Below are 15779 nucleotides of genomic sequence, written 5' to 3'. Positions count from 1 at the left end.
TCGAGATGCGACATTCCGGAACATGCAGACATTTGATCACAGCGAAACGGGCCGCGCGGTTTGCCGCGCGGCCCGTTTCGTCAGACTTGTCTACTTTGTACGGAAGATGAGCAGGTCAGTACCAGCCCGTGCTCTCCGAGTGCGACCAGGCGCCACATGGGGTGTTGTAACGACCCTCGATGTAGTTCAGGCCCCACTTGATCTGCGTGGCCGGGTTGGTCTTCCAGTCCGAGGCGATCGACGCCATCTTGCTGCCCGGCAGGGCCTGCGGGATGCCGTACGCGCCGGAGCTGCTGTTCGTCGCCCGGTAGTTCCACCCGCTCTCCCTCTTGAAGAGCTTGTCGAGGCAGGGGAACTGGTCGAGACCGAAGCCGGCGTCGAGCATCAGGGCACAACCGACACCGCGGGTGCCGCTGTACTCGCTGCAGGAGCTCGGGATGTCGCCGGTGTAGGCCACCGGGCCGCCGCTCTCCTCGGCCTTCTTCTTGGCCGTCGCCTCGGCTGCCGCCTTCTTCTCGGCGATGGCCTTGGTCTCGAGCGTGTGCGCCTTGGAAGCTGCTGCCTTGGCCTCGGCGGCCGCCTTCTCGGCGGCGTCACCCTCAGCCTGGCGCTGGTACGCACGGGCCGCGGCATGCTGGCTCTGCCGCTGCTTGAGCAGCTGCATGTCGTCCACGTCCACCTGGACGACGTTCGACGCTTCGGAGCTCCGCTGCTGCGCCTGGACCACGTGGTCCTGTCCGAGGTACACACCTGCGATCAGACCCGCCACCAGCAGGCCGACCGACGCGACACGCACTCCGACCCGGCTCGCAAGCCGATTCACGAAGTATCCCTTCGTCGGGGGCAATGACGCGGCACGTCCGGCCACCGAAATGGTGGTTGGCCGTGCCGCGAGCACCGCGACCACTCGGGCCGACATCTCGATCTGCATCGATCGGGATGGTGGCCCGACGTCGATCTCCGACGAAGATGACCACGCGATGGCGCTCGCCGAACACCATGGCGCAGAGTGAAGTGGATGTGAAACGGTGGCGCGCTCTTGTGACTTTGCTCACACTAAATTTGCGCGTAAACCGGGCGATAGTTCCCCGACACGAGTGTCACCTCAAAGGGGAATTTCCTCCAGCAGATCGGTGACCACCTCGGCGATCGGGGACCGTTCGGACCGTGTCAGCGTGACGTGGGCGAAGATCGGATGGCCCTTCAAAGCCTCGATCACGGCAGTTACGCCGTCGTGCCGGCCGACGCGCAGATTGTCCCGCTGGGCGACGTCGTGGGTCAGCACGACCCGCGAGCCCTGACCGATGCGGGAGAGAACGGTGAGCAGCACGTTGCGTTCCAGCGACTGCGCCTCGTCCACGATCACGAAGGCGTCGTGCAGGCTCCGGCCGCGGATGTGGGTCAGCGGCAGCACCTCGAGCAGGCCGCGCGCCATGACCTCTTCCATGACGTTGGCGTGCACCACCGAGCCGAGCGTGTCGAAGACCGCCTGGGCCCACGGCGACATCTTCTCGTTCTCGCTGCCGGGAAGGTAGCCGAGCTCCTGGCCGCCGACCGCGTACAGCGGGCGGAAGACGATCACCTTCTTGTGGCGGTTGCGCTCCATCGTCGCTTCGAGGCCGGCCATCAGCGCCAGCGCGGACTTGCCGGTGCCGGCCCGGCCACCCAGCGAGACGATGCCGATCGACTCGTCCAACAGGATGTCCAGCGCCACCCGCTGCTCGGCGGACCGGCCGCGCAGGCCGAATGCCTCCCGGTCACCACGCACCAGCCGGACCGTCTTGTCCGGGTTGATCCGGGCGAGCGCCGAACCACGTGTGGAATGAATCACCAGACCGGTGTGACAGGGCAGATTTTCCGCCTCCTCGACCGCGAGCTCCTCGCCCGCGTACAGCGAGGCGACCTGCTCCTCGCCGAGCTTGAGGTCGGCCATGCCGGTCCAGGTCGGGTCGCTGGCCTGACCGTGGCGGTATTCATCCGCCGTCAGACCCACCGCGGCTGCCTTCACCCGCAGCGGCATGTCCTTGCTGACCAGGGTGACATCGCGCCCCTCGGCGGCCAGACCCAGCGCCACGGAGAGGATGCGGGTGTCGTTCGAGTCGTTGCGGAAGCCCTGTGGAAGCACGCTCTGATCAGCGTGGTTGAGCTCGACCCGCAGCGTGCCGCCCTCGTCGTTGCAGAGCACCGGCTGGTCGAGCCGGCCGTGCTTGATCCGCAACTCGTCCAGCATGCGCAGCGCCTGCCGCGCAAACCAGCCCAGCTCAGGATGGTGCCGCTTGCCCTCCAACTCCGAAATGACCACGAGGGGAACAATCACCTCATGATCGGTGAACCGGCGGAACGCCGCCGGGTCGGACAGCAGGACCGAGGTGTCCAGAACAAAAACACGGCCCGCTGGGGCCGGCTCCGCATCAGCGTGACGATCACGGGAGGTGCGTCCCGTGGCAGCGCGGTTGCTGGAATTGGTGCCCTCGGCGTCAGATCGGCGTGGTGTCACAGGCCTGCTCCAGGGGCGGGCGTGCAACCCGTCGACGCCCGCGGTCCGCACCTCCGGCCGCCCGTCACATACACGGGGTCGGATTGCGGGCCCCGTGGCGTACTTGTCGCAGGTCCGGGCCTACCGTCTGGCTCGGGATGACCCCGCGCCATGACTAGAACGCTAGCGGTCAACTACGAAACGCGGAAGTACGCAAAACCGGGCTCGCGGTAAATTCTCCGGCACGCAACCGGACGTACGGCAGGTAATCTGACGACGTGGCTGAGACTCCGCGTCCGAACCGTCCGCTGAGCACCGCCGACGCCTGGGCCGTCACGGCCGGGCGTGCGGCCGATACCAGCTTCTTCTTCGACTTCGACGGCGTGCTCTCGCACGTCACCGACGACCCCGACTCGTCGCAGCCGGTCGACGCCGTGCCCGGCGTGCTCGAGCGGCTCGCGAGCGCCGTCCGGCGGGTGGCGATCGTCTCCGCCCGGCCGGTCAGCTTCCTGCGGTCGCGGTTCGCGTCGCTCGAGCGGGTCGACCTCTACGGTCTCTACGGCCTGGAGGTCTGGCACAACGGCGAGATCGTGACCGAGCCGGCCGCCCTGCCGTGGATCCCGGCCATGCAGGACCTGGCCGAGCGCGCCCGCACCGAGCTGCCCGGGCAGATCCTGGTCGAGTTCAAGCGGCTCTCGGTGGCTCTGCACTACCGCACCGCACCGCAGCTCGCGCCCGAGGTGGAGCGCTGGGGTCACGAGCAGGCCGAGCGGCACGGGCTCAAGATCCAGGGCGGCCGCATGGTGATCGAGCTGAAGCCGCCGGTCGACCAGGACAAGGGCATGGTCATCACCGAGGGCGTCCGCAACGCGGGTTGCGCGTGGTATTTCGGGGACGACATGTCCGACATCAAGGCGTTCGACGCGTTGCGCGCCCGCGAGGCGGTCGACCCCGGCTTCTTCGGTGTCGCGGTCGCGGTCGCCAACCCGGAGACCGGTGCCGAGGTGTCCAACGCCGCCGACCTCACGCTCGAGTCACCCGACGCGGTGGCTCAGTTCCTCACCGACGGCCTGCAGCGACTCCAGGCCCGGTAGGTCAGGCTCCGTAACGGCGCTGGCGGTTGGCGTAGGACCGCAGCGCCCGGAGGAAGTCGATCCGCCGGAAATCGGGCCAGTTGGCGTCGTGGAAGTAGAACTCCGAGTGCGCCGACTGCCACAGCAGGAAACCGGAGAGCCGCTGCTCCCCGCTGGTGCGAATGACCAGGTCGGGGTCGGGCTGCCCGCGGGTGTAGAGGTGCTCGGCGATGTGCTCGACGTCGAGGACCTCGGCGAGCTCCTCGAGCGTGCCCCCACGGGCCGCGTGCTCCTGCATCATCGACCGCACCGCGTCGGCGATCTCGCGCCGGCCGCCGTAACCGACCGCCATGTTGACCTCGACACCGACGGTGCGGTCACGGGTCTTCTCCTGCGCGGCCTTCAGCGTGGTCGCGGTCTCGGCCGGCAGCACGTCGAGCGCGCCGACCATGCGCAGCCGCCAGGGATTTCCGTCCTCGGCCAGCTCGGTCGCGAGGTCCGCGATGATCTTCACGAGCGGGTCGAGCTCGACCGACGGCCGTCGCAGATTGTCGGTGGCGAGCAGATAGAGCGTGACGTGCTTGATGCCGGCCTGATCACACCAGGTGAGCAGTTCCTTGATCCGGGCGGCGCCGACGCGATGCCCGTCGTTCGGGTCGACGAAGCCCATTTCCTTGGCCCAGCGCCGATTGCCGTCGCACATCACACCGACGTGCTGCGGCACCGGCTTGCCGGCCAGCTTTCCGGCCAGCCGCCGCTCATAGAACGAATAGACCAACGACCGGAGACTCATCGCCCGCAACCCTAGACCCCTTATCAGGGAGCGGCGTCGTCCGGAGGGCTAAACCTTTGGTCACGGTAGGCGATGAGTTGCGGTCATTCAGATATACGGGCACAGACGTCCCGCGCCGGGCAGGCCCGTTCCGTGGCGCACGTCCACGCGAGCTTCCGACCTCGGTTGCGCTCGGTGCGGCGGGTGCGCCTGGTGCGTACCCGCCGCCTTCCGTCAGGCGTCGGCCAGGCGGGCGCGCAGGGCGTCGAGTTCGGCCCAGAGGACTGCCGGGAGCTTGTCGCCGAACTTGGTGAACCACTCCGTCACCTGGGGGATCTCGGCCAGCCACTCGTCGCGGTCGACCTTGAGCACGGCGGCCAGGTCGTCCTCGGTGATGTCGAGACCGGTCACGTCCAGGGCGGTCGTGGTCGGCACGTGGCCGATCGGGGTCTCGACCGCCTCGCCCTTGCCGTCCAGGCGCTCGACGATCCACTTGAGGACCCGGCTGTTCTCGCCGAAGCCCGGCCACAGGAACCCGCCGTCGTCGCCGCGCCGGAACCAGTTGACGTAGAAGACCTTGGGCAGCTTGGCGGCGTCGCCGGACGCACCCTTGGCCATGTCGATCCAGTGCTGGAAGTAGTCGCCGGCGTGGTAACCGATGAACGGCAGCATGGCCATCGGGTCGCGGCGCACCACCCCGACCTGGCCGACCGCCGCGGCCGTGGTCTCGCTGGAGAGGGTGGCTCCCAGGTAGACGCCATGCACCCAGTCGCGGGCCTCGGAGACCAGCGGAATCGTGGTCTTGCGGCGACCGCCGAAGAGAATCGCGTCGATCGGCACCCCGCGCGGGTCGTGGTATTCGTCGGCGAGGATCGGGCACTGCTCGATCGGCGTACAGAATCGGCTGTTGGGGTGGCTTGACGGGTTTTCCGAATCCGGGGTCCAGTCGTGGTTCTTCCAGTCGGTCAGATGAGCCGGCGGCGAACCCATGCCCTCCCACCAGATGTCGCCGTCGTCGGTCAGCGCCACGTTGGTGAAGACCGAGTTGCCGCGGGCCAGCGTGCGCATCGCGTTCGGGTTGGTGTGGAAGTCGGTGCCGGGCGCGACGCCGAACAGCCCGAACTCGGGATTGGTGGCCCAGAGCCGGCCGTCCTCGCCGAACCGCATCCAGGCGATGTCGTCGCCGACCGTCTCGACCTTCCAGCCCGGCAGCGTCGGCTCGAGCATGGCGAGGTTGGTCTTGCCGCAGGCCGACGGGAACGCGCCGGCGATGTACCGGACCTGGCCCTCGGGCGAGGTCAGCTTCATGATCAGCATGTGCTCGGCGAGCCAGCCCTCATCGCGGGCGGCCACACTGGCGATGCGCAGCGCGTAGCACTTCTTGCCGAGCAGCGAGTTGCCGCCGTAACCGGAGCCGAACGACCAGATCTCCCGGGTCTCCGGGAAGTGCGAGATGTACTTCGTCTCGTTGCACGGCCAGGCGGCATCTTCCTGACCGGGCGCAAGCGGCGCGCCGACCGAGTGCAGCGCCGGGACGAAGTCTGTCTCGTCGCCCAGCGCTTCCAGGACCTCGGCCCCCATCCGAGTCATGATGCGCATGCTGGCCACGACGTACGGGCTGTCGGTGAGCTCGACCCCGAACATCGGCGTCGGCGCGTCCAGCGGACCCATGCAGAACGGCACGACATACATCGTCCGGCCCTTCATGCAGCCCCGATAGAGCTCCGTCATCGTCGACTTCATCTCGGCCGGCGCCATCCAGTTGTTGGTGGGACCGGCGTCCGCCTCGTCGACCGCGCAGATGTAGGTGCGCTCCTCGACGCGGGCCACGTCCCCGGGGTCGGTGCGGGCCCAGAACGAGTTGGGCTTCTTGGCCGGGTCGAGGCGGACCAGGGCGCCCGATTCGACCAGGGCATCGGTGATGCCGGCCCATTCGGACTCCGAGCCGTCGCACCAGACGATCCGGTCGGGCGTGGTCAGGGCGGCTACCTCAGCGATCCAGGCCAGCAGGCGCGGGTGCGAGGTGGGGGCGTCGTCAAACAAGGCGATCTCCTTCGGTCGGCACTGACCAATGACCTGCCAGGTCACGGGAGTCACCTCAGATTAGGCGGGCTGAGGGTGCTGTTCATCGGTTGTTCCTGTGGATAACCGCACAATCAACGGAAGCTTTGCTTGCAGACGATCGATCCTTCGCCGCAAAGCGCAGATCTGCGCAGCATCGCCAATTTGACCAACCGGCACCGGGCCGTTCGGATGGCTTCCGCAAACCGGACTAAACCCCCTAAACTGCGGGTATCTGGTCTTTCCTCCCACTCCCGCTACAGGAGGCAGGAATGACGATGCCGGCCACCGAACCGGACTCGGACACCGATCTGCTGACCGCGGTCCGCGCCGGCGACACTGCCGCCTACGGGACGCTCTACAAACGGCACCGGGCCGCGGCCCGGCAGCTCGCGTACGGGCTCACCCGCGACCCGGCCGACGCCGACGATCTGGTCGCCGAGACGTTCGCCAAGGTGTTCGCATCGCTGCGGGCCGGTCGTGGACCGCTCGTCGCGTTCCGCGCCTACCTGAACACGACCATGCGGCACGTCTGCTATCACCGGGCCCGGCGCGACCGGCGGCTCGAGTTCACCGACGACCTGACCCGCTACGACGAGGGGCAGCCGTTCACCGACCCGGCGCTGGACCGGCTCGAGCGGGCGTACGCGGCGGCGGCCTTCAAACAGTTGCCCGAACGCTGGCGCGACGTGCTCTGGCAGACCGCGGTCGAGGGAAACACGCCCGCCGAGGTGGCCGGCATGCTCGGCATGACGCCGAACGCGGTGGCGGTGCTCGCCCATCGGGCCCGGGAAGGCTTGCGCAGCCTCTATCTCCAGCAGCACGTGACGGTTGCCGAGCATCCGGAGTGCCGCTGGGCCGGCGACCGGCTCGGCGGTCATCTGCGTGGCCGGCTCGCGCCGCGGGACGCCAACCGGATGCGCAGCCACCTCGGCTGGTGCGGCGAATGCCGGGGACGAGTCGCCGAAATCAGCGAAATCGACAGCCTCCGTCACCGTCCGTATCGCCAGCGTCACCACGCGGGCTCCACCGGTTAAGACTCGCCAACGAAAACAGCGGTCCGTGACTGCCGCCGGTACTCTCGGGACGTGCCCGAAAACTCGACACCGCAGCCACGCGGTCTGCGGACCAAGCTTCGGGCACTAGTTCACGAGCTGAGCAAGTTCGGCACGGTCGGTGCTATTTCGTTCGCCATCGACCTCGCGATCTTCAACGTTCTGCTGCACGCCGGCTTCGAGACCCTCTCCGCCAAGACGATCTCGACCGTGCTCGCGACGACGGTCGCGTTTACCGGCAACCGGTTCTGGACCTGGCGGCACCGCGCCCACGACAACATGGCCCGGCAATACACCATGTTCTTCGTGCTCAACGCGATCGGCCTCGGCATCGGCCTGGCCTGCCTCGCGATCAGCCACTACGGCCTCGGCCAGATCTGGCCGTCACTGCAGACGCCACTGGCCGACAACATCTCCGGCCAGTTGGTCGGCACCGCGGTGGGCACGCTCTTCCGTTTCTGGTCCTACCGCCGGTTCGTGTTCCGCGACACATCTCCCCCCGATCAAGCCGACACGGGGATGACCCCCGGCCGTCACGCGACTAACGTGGCGTCGCCTTCTCCCATCCGTGACTCGGCGTGACCGCCCTTCCCTCGTAAGGTTGCCCAAATGCCCTCAGCAAGTCCGCTGACGGAACGCTTGCGCCGTCTTGCTCCTGAAGCCATCGCGTTCGCCGTCATCGGTGCCGGAAACACGCTGCTCTACATGGCGATCACCTGGGCCGCCCTGGGCATCGGCGCGGTCAAGGCGAGCATCGTCGCGACGGTCGTGACCACCACGCTGGCGTACTTCGCGAATCGGTACTGGACCTACCGGCATCACACGCGCACGGCGCTGCGTCGGGAGTACGCGCTGTTCTTCGGCTTCAACCTGGTCGGCATGGTCATCCAGTCCGGCGCGGTGGCGATCGGCAAGTACGGTTTCGGCCTCACCGAGCAGCACGACGAGCTGTCGTTCATGGCGGTGACCCTGGTCGGCATCGTGATCGCCACGGTGTTCCGCTTCTGGGCGTACCGCACGTTCGTCTTCCTCAAGCCGCCGGTCGACGGCCACGAGGCCGACCTGGCCGAGCTCGACGCGATGGCCGGCCTGGCCGAGCTGAGCGCGGCCGAGCCCGAGCCCACCCGCTAGCGCCGGAACAACCCGCCGCGTCTGCGCTGGGGCGGCAGCTCCGGCTCCTCCTCGGGCTCGTCGTCCTCGTAATCCTCCGGGTTGTGCAGGCGATCCTGCTCGATCACCTCGTAGAGCGCCGTCTGCACGTGGTTCGCCTGCGGGATCGCGGCGAGCACGGCCGCCTGGTCGCCGATCGAGTCGATGGTCAGCGTCCCCGAGCCGAACAGCCGGTCCAGGAACGACTGTGTCATCAGGTGGTTGTCGATCCGGTTGAGGGGCAGGTCGCGCCGCTCCCGGGCGATCACGCCGTTCTGCAGCAGGACCCGTTGGGTGGTCACCACGTAGTGGGTGCAGCGCCAGATCACCAGTGGGGCCACCCCGTACCGGATGCCGTAATAGCCCATGATCAGCGCGACCACGCCGAAGGCCAGATAGCCGCCGTTGTTCTGCGGCAGCATCACCCAGGACAGGGCCGCCGTCACCACCGCCAACACCACGACCGCACCGGGGCGGATCGTCGTCTTCCAGTGCGGATGCAGGTGGAGGACGACTTCCTCCTCGTCGGTGAGTACCTCGTCCGGGAACGCCACGCGGTCAGCGTACGTGCAGCACGTCACCCGCCGAGACGCGATGGGTGGCGCCGTCAGCCGTACGGATCACCAATTGGCCGTCGCCGTCCACCGAGGTCGCCTCGCCCCGCAGCTCACCGCCGCCGGGCAGCAGCACCCGCACCTCGCGGCCGATCGTCGAGCACCCCCGCCGGTACGCCGCGAGCAGCCCGCACAACTCCGCGTCGCCACCCGCCTCGCGCCATCCGCCGTACCACCCGGCGATGCCGCGCAGCAGGGCCCGCAGCAGCGGGTCGCGGTCGGCCGCGGCCGAGCCGGCCACCTTCAGCGAGGTCGCGGGCAGGCCGTTCGTCTCGGGCAGCTCGTCGGCACGGGTGGTCACGTTGAGTCCGATCCCCACCACCACGGCGTCGCCGGCCACCTCGGCCAGGATGCCGGCGCATTTCCGGTCACCCACCAGGAGATCGTTCGGCCACTTCAGGGCGGCGTCCACCTCGGCCACCCGCTGCACCGCCTCCAGCAGCGCCACCCCAGCCAGGAGCGGCAGCCAGCCGAACGCGCCGGTCGTAAGGGCCGGCCAGTCCGCCTCGGGCTTGGCGGCGGCGGGGCGCAGCAGCACACTCAGCGTGAGCCCGGCCCGCGGCGGTGACGTCCACTGCCGGTCGCGGCGGCCCCGGCCGGCGGTCTGCTGCTCGGCGACCACCACCAGACCCTCGGGATCACCCCGCAGCGCGGCCGCGGCGGCATCGGCGTTGGTGGAGGCGGTCTGGGCGCGAACGTCGATGTGCGTCCACAGACTCTCCGGCGTGACCAGGGCCCGCTCCAGCGAGCGCTGCGAGAGCGGCGGGCGGTCCAGGTCGGTGTAGGGGGACGCGGGCATTCGTCGACTGTAGTACCGACCTGATCACCACCCGGTGCGGATCAGCGCGGCGGCGGGTCGGCGGCGTGCCGGCTCACGTACATCGTGCTGGGGTGCACCGCGCTGGGGTTCACCGGACCGGGGTTCACCGGCGGCTCGGTCATCGAGATGGCCGGGCGGGGCCGCGGCCGCGGGCGGCGGCGCTCGACGGGCCGCGCGGGTTCCGGGGTGGCCGGTTCCGGGGTGGGTGGCCATTCGGCCGGCGTCTCGTCCTTGTCGTTGCGCGACTTCCACGAGCGGGGCAGGCGGATCCGGCTGGCTCGCTCGCCGTTCATCGGCCAGATCTGGACGACCTCGGTCGGCTCGGCCGGGACCGGGGAGAGGTTGAAGCCGGTGGCCGGCTCGTAGTCGGGGACGGCGGGGAGCCGCTCCACCGGGAGCGGCCAGCCGTATCCCTTGGCCGACGGCTCCGGGTCCGGGTTCAGGTCGACCGGGATCGGGGTCCAGTACTCGCCGGGGCGGGGCTCCTCCACCGACTCCCGGTGTTCGGGCCGGACCCACCCCGCGACGCGGTCGCCGTAACGGTCAGCGCGCGGCGGCCGGCCCTCGTCCTTGCCGCCGGCCTCGTCGGCCTCGGCCGCGCTGACCCGACCGCGCCGCGCCCGGTCGCCTCCCGGCAAGAATGTCCCCGGGCCTGCGCCGAAGCTGCCGGCACCCGTGCCGAAAGCGTCGACCGGCTCGAAGGTGCCCGGCTCGAACGCCCCGGGGTCGAACGGGGCCGCCGGATCCAGGGCGTCGTCGGTGGCGAACGGGTCGAAGGCCGGGCCCGGATCACGAGCCTCCCGGGCGTCGAGCTCCTCCAGCGCGGCCAACGCGTCAAGGGCATCATCGGTGCCGGAGTGCTCGAATCGCACCTCTTCGGCCCGCCGCACCGCAGGGTCGAACAGCATCGGCTCCTCCGGGTCCGGCCGGAGCCGGCGTCCTCGGCGGCGTCGCGTGGCCGGCGCCTCCGGGGCCTGGATCGGCTCGTTCTCGGCCTCGGGAAGGTCGAAATCCCTCTCCTCGTCGGCGGCGAACCCCAGCGACGCGAGGCTGCCCCGCTCGTCCTCATCGGGGGCGCTGGGCACGACGTACGTCGTATTCCTGCTGCCGGGAGGCGAGATCATTCCGCGTCGCCGCCCTCGCCGGGTCCGGCGGGATCTCGCGAGCGGTTCCCCGGCCTCTTCCTCCTCGACCACCGATTCGCTCGGGCCGGCCCCGAAGGGTGGGTCGGCGTCAAAGGCCGCCCCGGCCGCCGGCTCGAAGTCCGAGCCGATCTCGAGCACGGCGTCGGCCTCAGCCACTGGCCCGGCATGCAGTACCTGACCGGCATGAAGGGCCGGAAGTGCCTGGACGGCTACCGCGGGCTCGTCAACCACCGGTGGGCGGCCGGACGCCAGGGCCGGACGTTGCCGGGGTGCCTCGATCGCCTTTCGTCGCCGGGAGCGACGTTCGCCGCCGCCGTCCCCTCCGAAGAGATAGGCGCGGAAGCTGATCAATGTGGCGAGGCCACCGGCGATGAGGGCAAGCCCGGCCGCGGTCATCCAGTTCGTCACGCGGGTAGTAACGAATCGGGCATTGGGTGCGAAACGCGCCCGAAGCGACGCCCACCCACTCCCGCATTACGATCACCGAAGGAATACTCGCCGGTAGCCACAGCCCGTGAGGAGCACCGTGACCACGCAGCCGGAAACGGTCCAGGCCGACATCCACACCACGGCCGGGAAACTCGCCGATCTCGAACGCCGCACCGACGAGGCGGTCCACGCCGGTTCCGCGCGCGCGGTCGAGAAGCAGCACGCCCGGGGCAAGAAAACCGCCCGCGAGCGCATCGAACTGCTGCTCGACGAGGGATCCTTCGTCGAGCTGGACGGGCTGGCCCGGCACCGCACAACGAATTTCGGGCTGGCGGAGAACCGGCCCTACGGCGATGGCGTGGTGACCGGCTACGGCACTGTCGACGGCCGGCAGGTGTGCGTGTTCTCGCAGGACTTCACGGTCTTCGGCGGCTCATTGGGCGAGGTCTTCGGCGAGAAGATCGTCAAGGTGCTCGACCTGGCCATGAAGATCGGCTGCCCGATCGTCGGGATCAACGACTCCGGCGGGGCGCGCATCCAGGAGGGTGTGGTCGCGCTCGGCCTCTACGCCGACATCTTCTTCCGCAACGTGCGGGCCAGCGGCGTCATCCCGCAGATCTCGCTGATCATGGGCCCGTGCGCGGGCGGCGCGGTCTACTCGCCGGCGATCACCGACTTCACCGTGATGGTCGACCAGACCTCGCACATGTTCATCACCGGCCCCGACGTGATCAAGACCGTCACCGGCGAAGAGGTCGGGATGGAGGAGCTGGGCGGCGCCCGCACGCACAACTCGCGCAGCGGCAACGCCCACTATCTGGCCTCCGACGAGGACGACGCGATCGACTACGTGCGCGCGCTCCTGTCCTATCTGCCGTCGAACAACCTGGACGAGCCGGTGGTGTTCGAGGAGCTCTCGGACCTTTCCCCGAACGACGCCGACCAAGAACTCGACACGTTGATCCCCGACTCGGCCAACCAGCCCTACGACATCAAGACCGTGGTGGAGACCGTCGTCGACGACTTCCTCGAGGTGCAGCCGCTCTACGCGCAGAACATCGTGGTCGGCTTCGGCCGCGTCGAGGGCCGGCCGGTCGGGGTGGTCGCCAATCAGCCGATGCACTTCGCCGGCACGCTCGACATCGCGGCCAGCGAGAAAGCCGCCCGCTTCGTGCGCACCTGCGACGCCTTCAACGTTCCGGTGCTGACCTTCGTCGACGTCCCCGGCTTCCTGCCGGGCACCTCCCAGGAATGGGACGGCATCATCCGGCGCGGGGCCAAGCTGATTTACGCATACGCCGAGGCCACGGTGCCCAAGGTCACAGTCATCACGCGCAAGGCGTACGGCGGCGCCTACGACGTCATGGGCTCCAAGCACCTCGGCGCCGACCTGAACTTCGCCTGGCCGACCGCGCAGATCGCGGTGATGGGCGCCCAGGGCGCGGTCAACATCCTCTACCGCGGGGAGATCGACTCGGCCGAGCGCCGGGCCGAGCTTATTCAGGAGTACGAGGACGCGCTGGCCAACCCGTACATCGCGGCCGAGCGCGGTTACGTCGACGCGGTGATCGCGCCGTCGCAGACCCGGGCGCAGGTGACCCGGGGGCTGCGGACGCTGCGCACCAAGCGGGAGACCCTGCCGCCGAAGAAGCACGGCAACATCCCGCTCTGACGTCTGTCCTCAGGCGTCGTGCCGCAGGAGGAGCACTCCGCCATAGACGAGAGCGGCCATCGAGCCCAGCCAGAAGAGCGCGACGAAGAACGCGGTGGACAGACCCGTCTTGCCGGAGAGAGCGCCGGTGTCGGGTTCGCCGCCGCTCGTCCAGCTCTTGTACAGCTCCGGGATCTGCCGAACACCGCCCATCAACAAGAACCAGACCCAGATGTACGCGAAAACCAGCTGCACCTCCTCGTTCGACCGCATCGCCACCACCCAGATCAGCGCCCCGGTCAGCGGCACCACGAACAGGCCGAACACGTTGCGCACCATGACCAGCAGCAGCGCCATCAGGACCAGCGTCATGAGCAGAATCGAACGCGGCGAAACGCTGTGCACCAGCATCCAGGCGCCGGCCAGGCCGAACAACGACGGGCCGAGATAGCCGAACAGGCCCGCCATCAGGGTTTCCAGCAATCCCAGATCTTTGATCGCCTTGCTGAAGCCGGTGCTGCCGTCACCGCCACGATCGATCCGGATCTTCTTCACGAACAGCCCGGCCAGCGAGCCGAACATCGCGTGACCGCCCTCATGGGCGATCGTGATCGCGTGGGTCGTGTACCTCCACAGCGGGACGGCGGCGACGAACGCCACGACGCCGGTGGTCCACGCCATCCCGGTATCCGCCATGCACGGAACGTATCGACGATGGTGTTACCGCTCCATCACCTGATCCGGTGATGCTCGCCGGTCGTCAGGCCGACTGCGGCAGCCATTGGCCGGCCAGCATGAAGCCGCCGATCACCAGAGCGGCCACGTTGACGATCAGGAACACACCCACCCAGAACAGCGCCGGTACGTGGGTGAGGTGCGCGAGTTGGTCGGCGTCCGACTCCCGCATGCGGCCGCGGCGGCGCAGGCTCTGCAGCTCGAACACCGGGCGAACCCCGCCGAAAAGCAGGAACCAGACGCCGGCGTACGCGAAGACGGCCTGCACCTCGGGACTGGCGAACCAGGACACGATGAACACGATCGCGCCGGTGATCAGCACCGAGACGACCCCGAACGCGTTCCGGATGTTGATCAGCATGAGCAGCAGCAGAACGATCGCGAGCCAGAGCAGCAGCGTGATCCGGTTGCCACCCAGCAGCCAGGCGCCGAGCACGCCGATCAGCGACGGCGCGATGTAACCGCCAAGCAGCGTCAGCATCATGCCCGGGCCGGTCGGCTTGCCCGACGACAAGGTCAGGCCGGACGTGTCGAACTCCAGCCGGATGCCGCGCAGACGCCGGCCCGTCAACAGAGCCATCAGCGCGTGACCACCCTCGTGGGCGATCGTCACCGCGTTGCGGGCCACCCGCCACACCGGGCGGAAGGCGACCGCCAGCACGCCGGCCAGCGCGGTGAGCAGCACGAGCAGGCCGGGGGGATCCGGCTGAGCGCCGAGCAATTGATCCCAGAGGTCAGACACGCTGTCGATCGACACGCGGGCGACTGTATCCGATCACCCTAAGCGCGACGTCGGGCGCTGTCCGCTCGTTCCTTCTGGGCCACTGCCAGGGGGTTCGACTTCTGCTGGGCCAGCAACTGCCGCCCGGCCACAAAACCACCCGCGATGATCGCCAGACTGGCAGCGATCAGCACCAGAGCGACCAGGCCACCGGTGGCGACCAGGAGCGCCACATCGGCGACTGCGACCAGCATCCAAAGGGCGATTGTCGGCTTCTTACCGTGCCGTCGGCGGCTCATGACCAGCACCTCCATCAGTGATAACCGATCAAGTACCCACTTGACGGCATTCACTCACATCGGTGCTTGACAAATCCTACTGCGGCTGGAACGACTGGTAGAGCAGCTTTAGATCCGCCTGGGAGGCCGCCCAGTCGCTGGTCGAGACGTACCAGTTGAGGGAGAACGCCGCGCTGCTGTCCACCCGGATGTTCCGCCGGATCACGTGCTGCGGGTTCCCGCTGTCCGTGGTGTAGGTGAACTCCCAGTCGGCGACCGACTCGTAGTTGCGCCAGGTCACCGGCTTGAGGCTGATCCGGTTGTAGTCGCGGTAGCTCCCCCGGCGCGAACTCTCCTGGTTCTGCCAGTCCGCGTAGGCGTCCTTCTGCGGCGACTTGGTGCGGCCCAGGATCAGCAGCCGGTTGTTGTAGGTGATCCGCATCTCGGTGCCGCCACCGTTGACACTTGCGCCGGCCGGCAACGCGATCTTGAAGGCGGGCGCACTGCCGGTGGCCCCGAACGTGCGCATCGTCCAGCCCTTAGGCAGGGTGACCGCGCCGGGGTCGGCGGGCGCGCTGCTCGCCGGGGTCGACGGCGTCGTGGTCGTCGGCGTGGCCGATGACGGAGCGGCACTCGGTTGCGTCGAGACGGCGGCACTCGGCTGGGTGGCCGGGGCCGTCGCGGTGGCCGTGGTCGCGGCCGGGCCCGGGGCGCCGGTCGACTTGTCGTCGCTGCCGAACGCCTGCGCGATCAGGGTGATCACCAAGACCAGGACCAGTAGGACGATGCCCGCCGCGATC

15 protein-coding genes are annotated in these 15779 nt (G+C 68.7%); 5 read left to right on the top strand and 10 right to left on the bottom strand.

The genetic code is table 11. From position 1 onward, the window contains the following. Positions 1-115: 115 nt before the first annotated feature. Complete coding sequence (locus AB0E90_RS11315) at positions 116-823, bottom strand: lytic transglycosylase domain-containing protein (RefSeq protein ID WP_360402745.1); 708 nt, start codon at positions 821-823, stop codon at positions 116-118. A 282-nt stretch (positions 824-1105) separates the two neighbouring features. Next, positions 1106-2497, bottom strand: a complete 1392-nt coding sequence (locus AB0E90_RS11310) for a PhoH family protein (protein WP_360402743.1) — start codon at positions 2495-2497, stop codon at positions 1106-1108. Positions 2498-2754: 257 nt separating this feature from the next. Between AB0E90_RS11310 and otsB the strand changes: the two genes are divergently transcribed. Continuing rightward, positions 2755-3570, top strand: coding sequence for a trehalose-phosphatase (gene otsB, locus AB0E90_RS11305; RefSeq protein ID WP_360402741.1), 816 nt, complete (start codon positions 2755-2757; stop codon positions 3568-3570). A gap of 1 nt (position 3571) precedes the next feature. Here otsB and AB0E90_RS11300 read toward each other — a convergent pair whose 3' ends face one another. Both AB0E90_RS11300 and AB0E90_RS11295 read right to left on the bottom strand, forming a co-directional pair. Next, positions 3572-4342 carry an isoprenyl transferase gene (locus AB0E90_RS11300; RefSeq protein ID WP_360402739.1) on the bottom strand — a complete coding sequence of 257 codons (771 nt, stop codon included), beginning with the start codon at positions 4340-4342 and terminating at the stop codon, positions 3572-3574. Positions 4343-4555: 213 nt separating this feature from the next. Next, complete coding sequence (locus AB0E90_RS11295; protein WP_360403328.1) at positions 4556-6370, bottom strand: phosphoenolpyruvate carboxykinase (GTP); 1815 nt, start codon at positions 6368-6370, stop codon at positions 4556-4558. A gap of 284 nt (positions 6371-6654) precedes the next feature. On the opposite strand from AB0E90_RS11295, the gene AB0E90_RS11290 reads away from it, so the two are divergent. The 3 genes from AB0E90_RS11290 to AB0E90_RS11280 are packed head-to-tail and all read left to right on the top strand — an operon-like array spanning position 6655 to position 8568. Beyond that, on the top strand, positions 6655-7419 hold the full coding sequence (locus AB0E90_RS11290) for a sigma-70 family RNA polymerase sigma factor (protein WP_360402737.1): 765 nt from the start codon (positions 6655-6657) through the stop codon (positions 7417-7419). A gap of 51 nt (positions 7420-7470) precedes the next feature. Next, positions 7471-8019, top strand: a complete 549-nt coding sequence (locus tag AB0E90_RS11285) for a GtrA family protein (protein ID WP_360402735.1) — start codon at positions 7471-7473, stop codon at positions 8017-8019. Positions 8020-8046: 27 nt separating this feature from the next. Further along, complete coding sequence (locus tag AB0E90_RS11280) at positions 8047-8568, top strand: GtrA family protein (RefSeq protein ID WP_360402733.1); 522 nt, start codon at positions 8047-8049, stop codon at positions 8566-8568. On the opposite strand, the gene AB0E90_RS11275 is transcribed toward AB0E90_RS11280, so the two are convergent. From AB0E90_RS11275 to AB0E90_RS11265, 3 genes are read right to left on the bottom strand one after another with little or no spacing between them, the layout of a single operon-like run. Beyond that, a complete protein-coding gene (locus tag AB0E90_RS11275) occupies positions 8565-9140 on the bottom strand; it encodes a PH domain-containing protein (RefSeq protein ID WP_360402731.1) in 576 nt (191 codons plus the stop codon). The genes AB0E90_RS11280 and AB0E90_RS11275 overlap by 4 nt on opposite strands. Positions 9141-9144: 4 nt before the next feature. Next, positions 9145-9999: a biotin--[acetyl-CoA-carboxylase] ligase gene (locus AB0E90_RS11270; protein ID WP_360402729.1), complete on the bottom strand. Its 855-nt coding sequence runs from the start codon at positions 9997-9999 to the stop codon at positions 9145-9147. A gap of 41 nt (positions 10000-10040) precedes the next feature. Continuing rightward, on the bottom strand, positions 10041-11573 hold the full coding sequence (locus AB0E90_RS11265) for a hypothetical protein (RefSeq protein ID WP_360402727.1): 1533 nt from the start codon (positions 11571-11573) through the stop codon (positions 10041-10043). Positions 11574-11691: 118 nt separating this feature from the next. Here AB0E90_RS11265 and AB0E90_RS11260 point away from each other — a divergent pair, with 118 nt between their 5' ends. Beyond that, positions 11692-13266, top strand: coding sequence for an acyl-CoA carboxylase subunit beta (locus AB0E90_RS11260; RefSeq protein WP_360403326.1), 1575 nt, complete (start codon positions 11692-11694; stop codon positions 13264-13266). Between the two features lie 9 nt (positions 13267-13275). On the opposite strand, the gene AB0E90_RS11255 is transcribed toward AB0E90_RS11260, so the two are convergent. The 3 genes from AB0E90_RS11255 to AB0E90_RS11245 all read right to left on the bottom strand — a co-directional run bounded on the left by AB0E90_RS11255 (position 13276) and on the right by AB0E90_RS11245 (position 15000). Then, positions 13276-13941, bottom strand: coding sequence for a M50 family metallopeptidase (locus tag AB0E90_RS11255; RefSeq protein ID WP_360402725.1), 666 nt, complete (start codon positions 13939-13941; stop codon positions 13276-13278). A gap of 64 nt (positions 13942-14005) precedes the next feature. Further along, entirely contained in the window at positions 14006-14737 is a 732-nt protein-coding gene (locus AB0E90_RS11250) for a M50 family metallopeptidase (RefSeq protein WP_360402723.1), read from the bottom strand. A 23-nt stretch (positions 14738-14760) separates the two neighbouring features. Then, positions 14761-15000 carry a hypothetical protein gene (locus AB0E90_RS11245; RefSeq protein WP_360402721.1) on the bottom strand — a complete coding sequence of 80 codons (240 nt, stop codon included), beginning with the start codon at positions 14998-15000 and terminating at the stop codon, positions 14761-14763. Positions 15001-15779: the final 779 nt, after the last annotated feature.

Source organism: Actinoplanes sp. NPDC026619, assembly GCF_040638295.1.
Taxonomy (GTDB): domain Bacteria; phylum Actinomycetota; class Actinomycetes; order Mycobacteriales; family Micromonosporaceae; genus Actinoplanes.
This window is presented reverse-complemented; position numbering and strand designations above follow the sequence as displayed.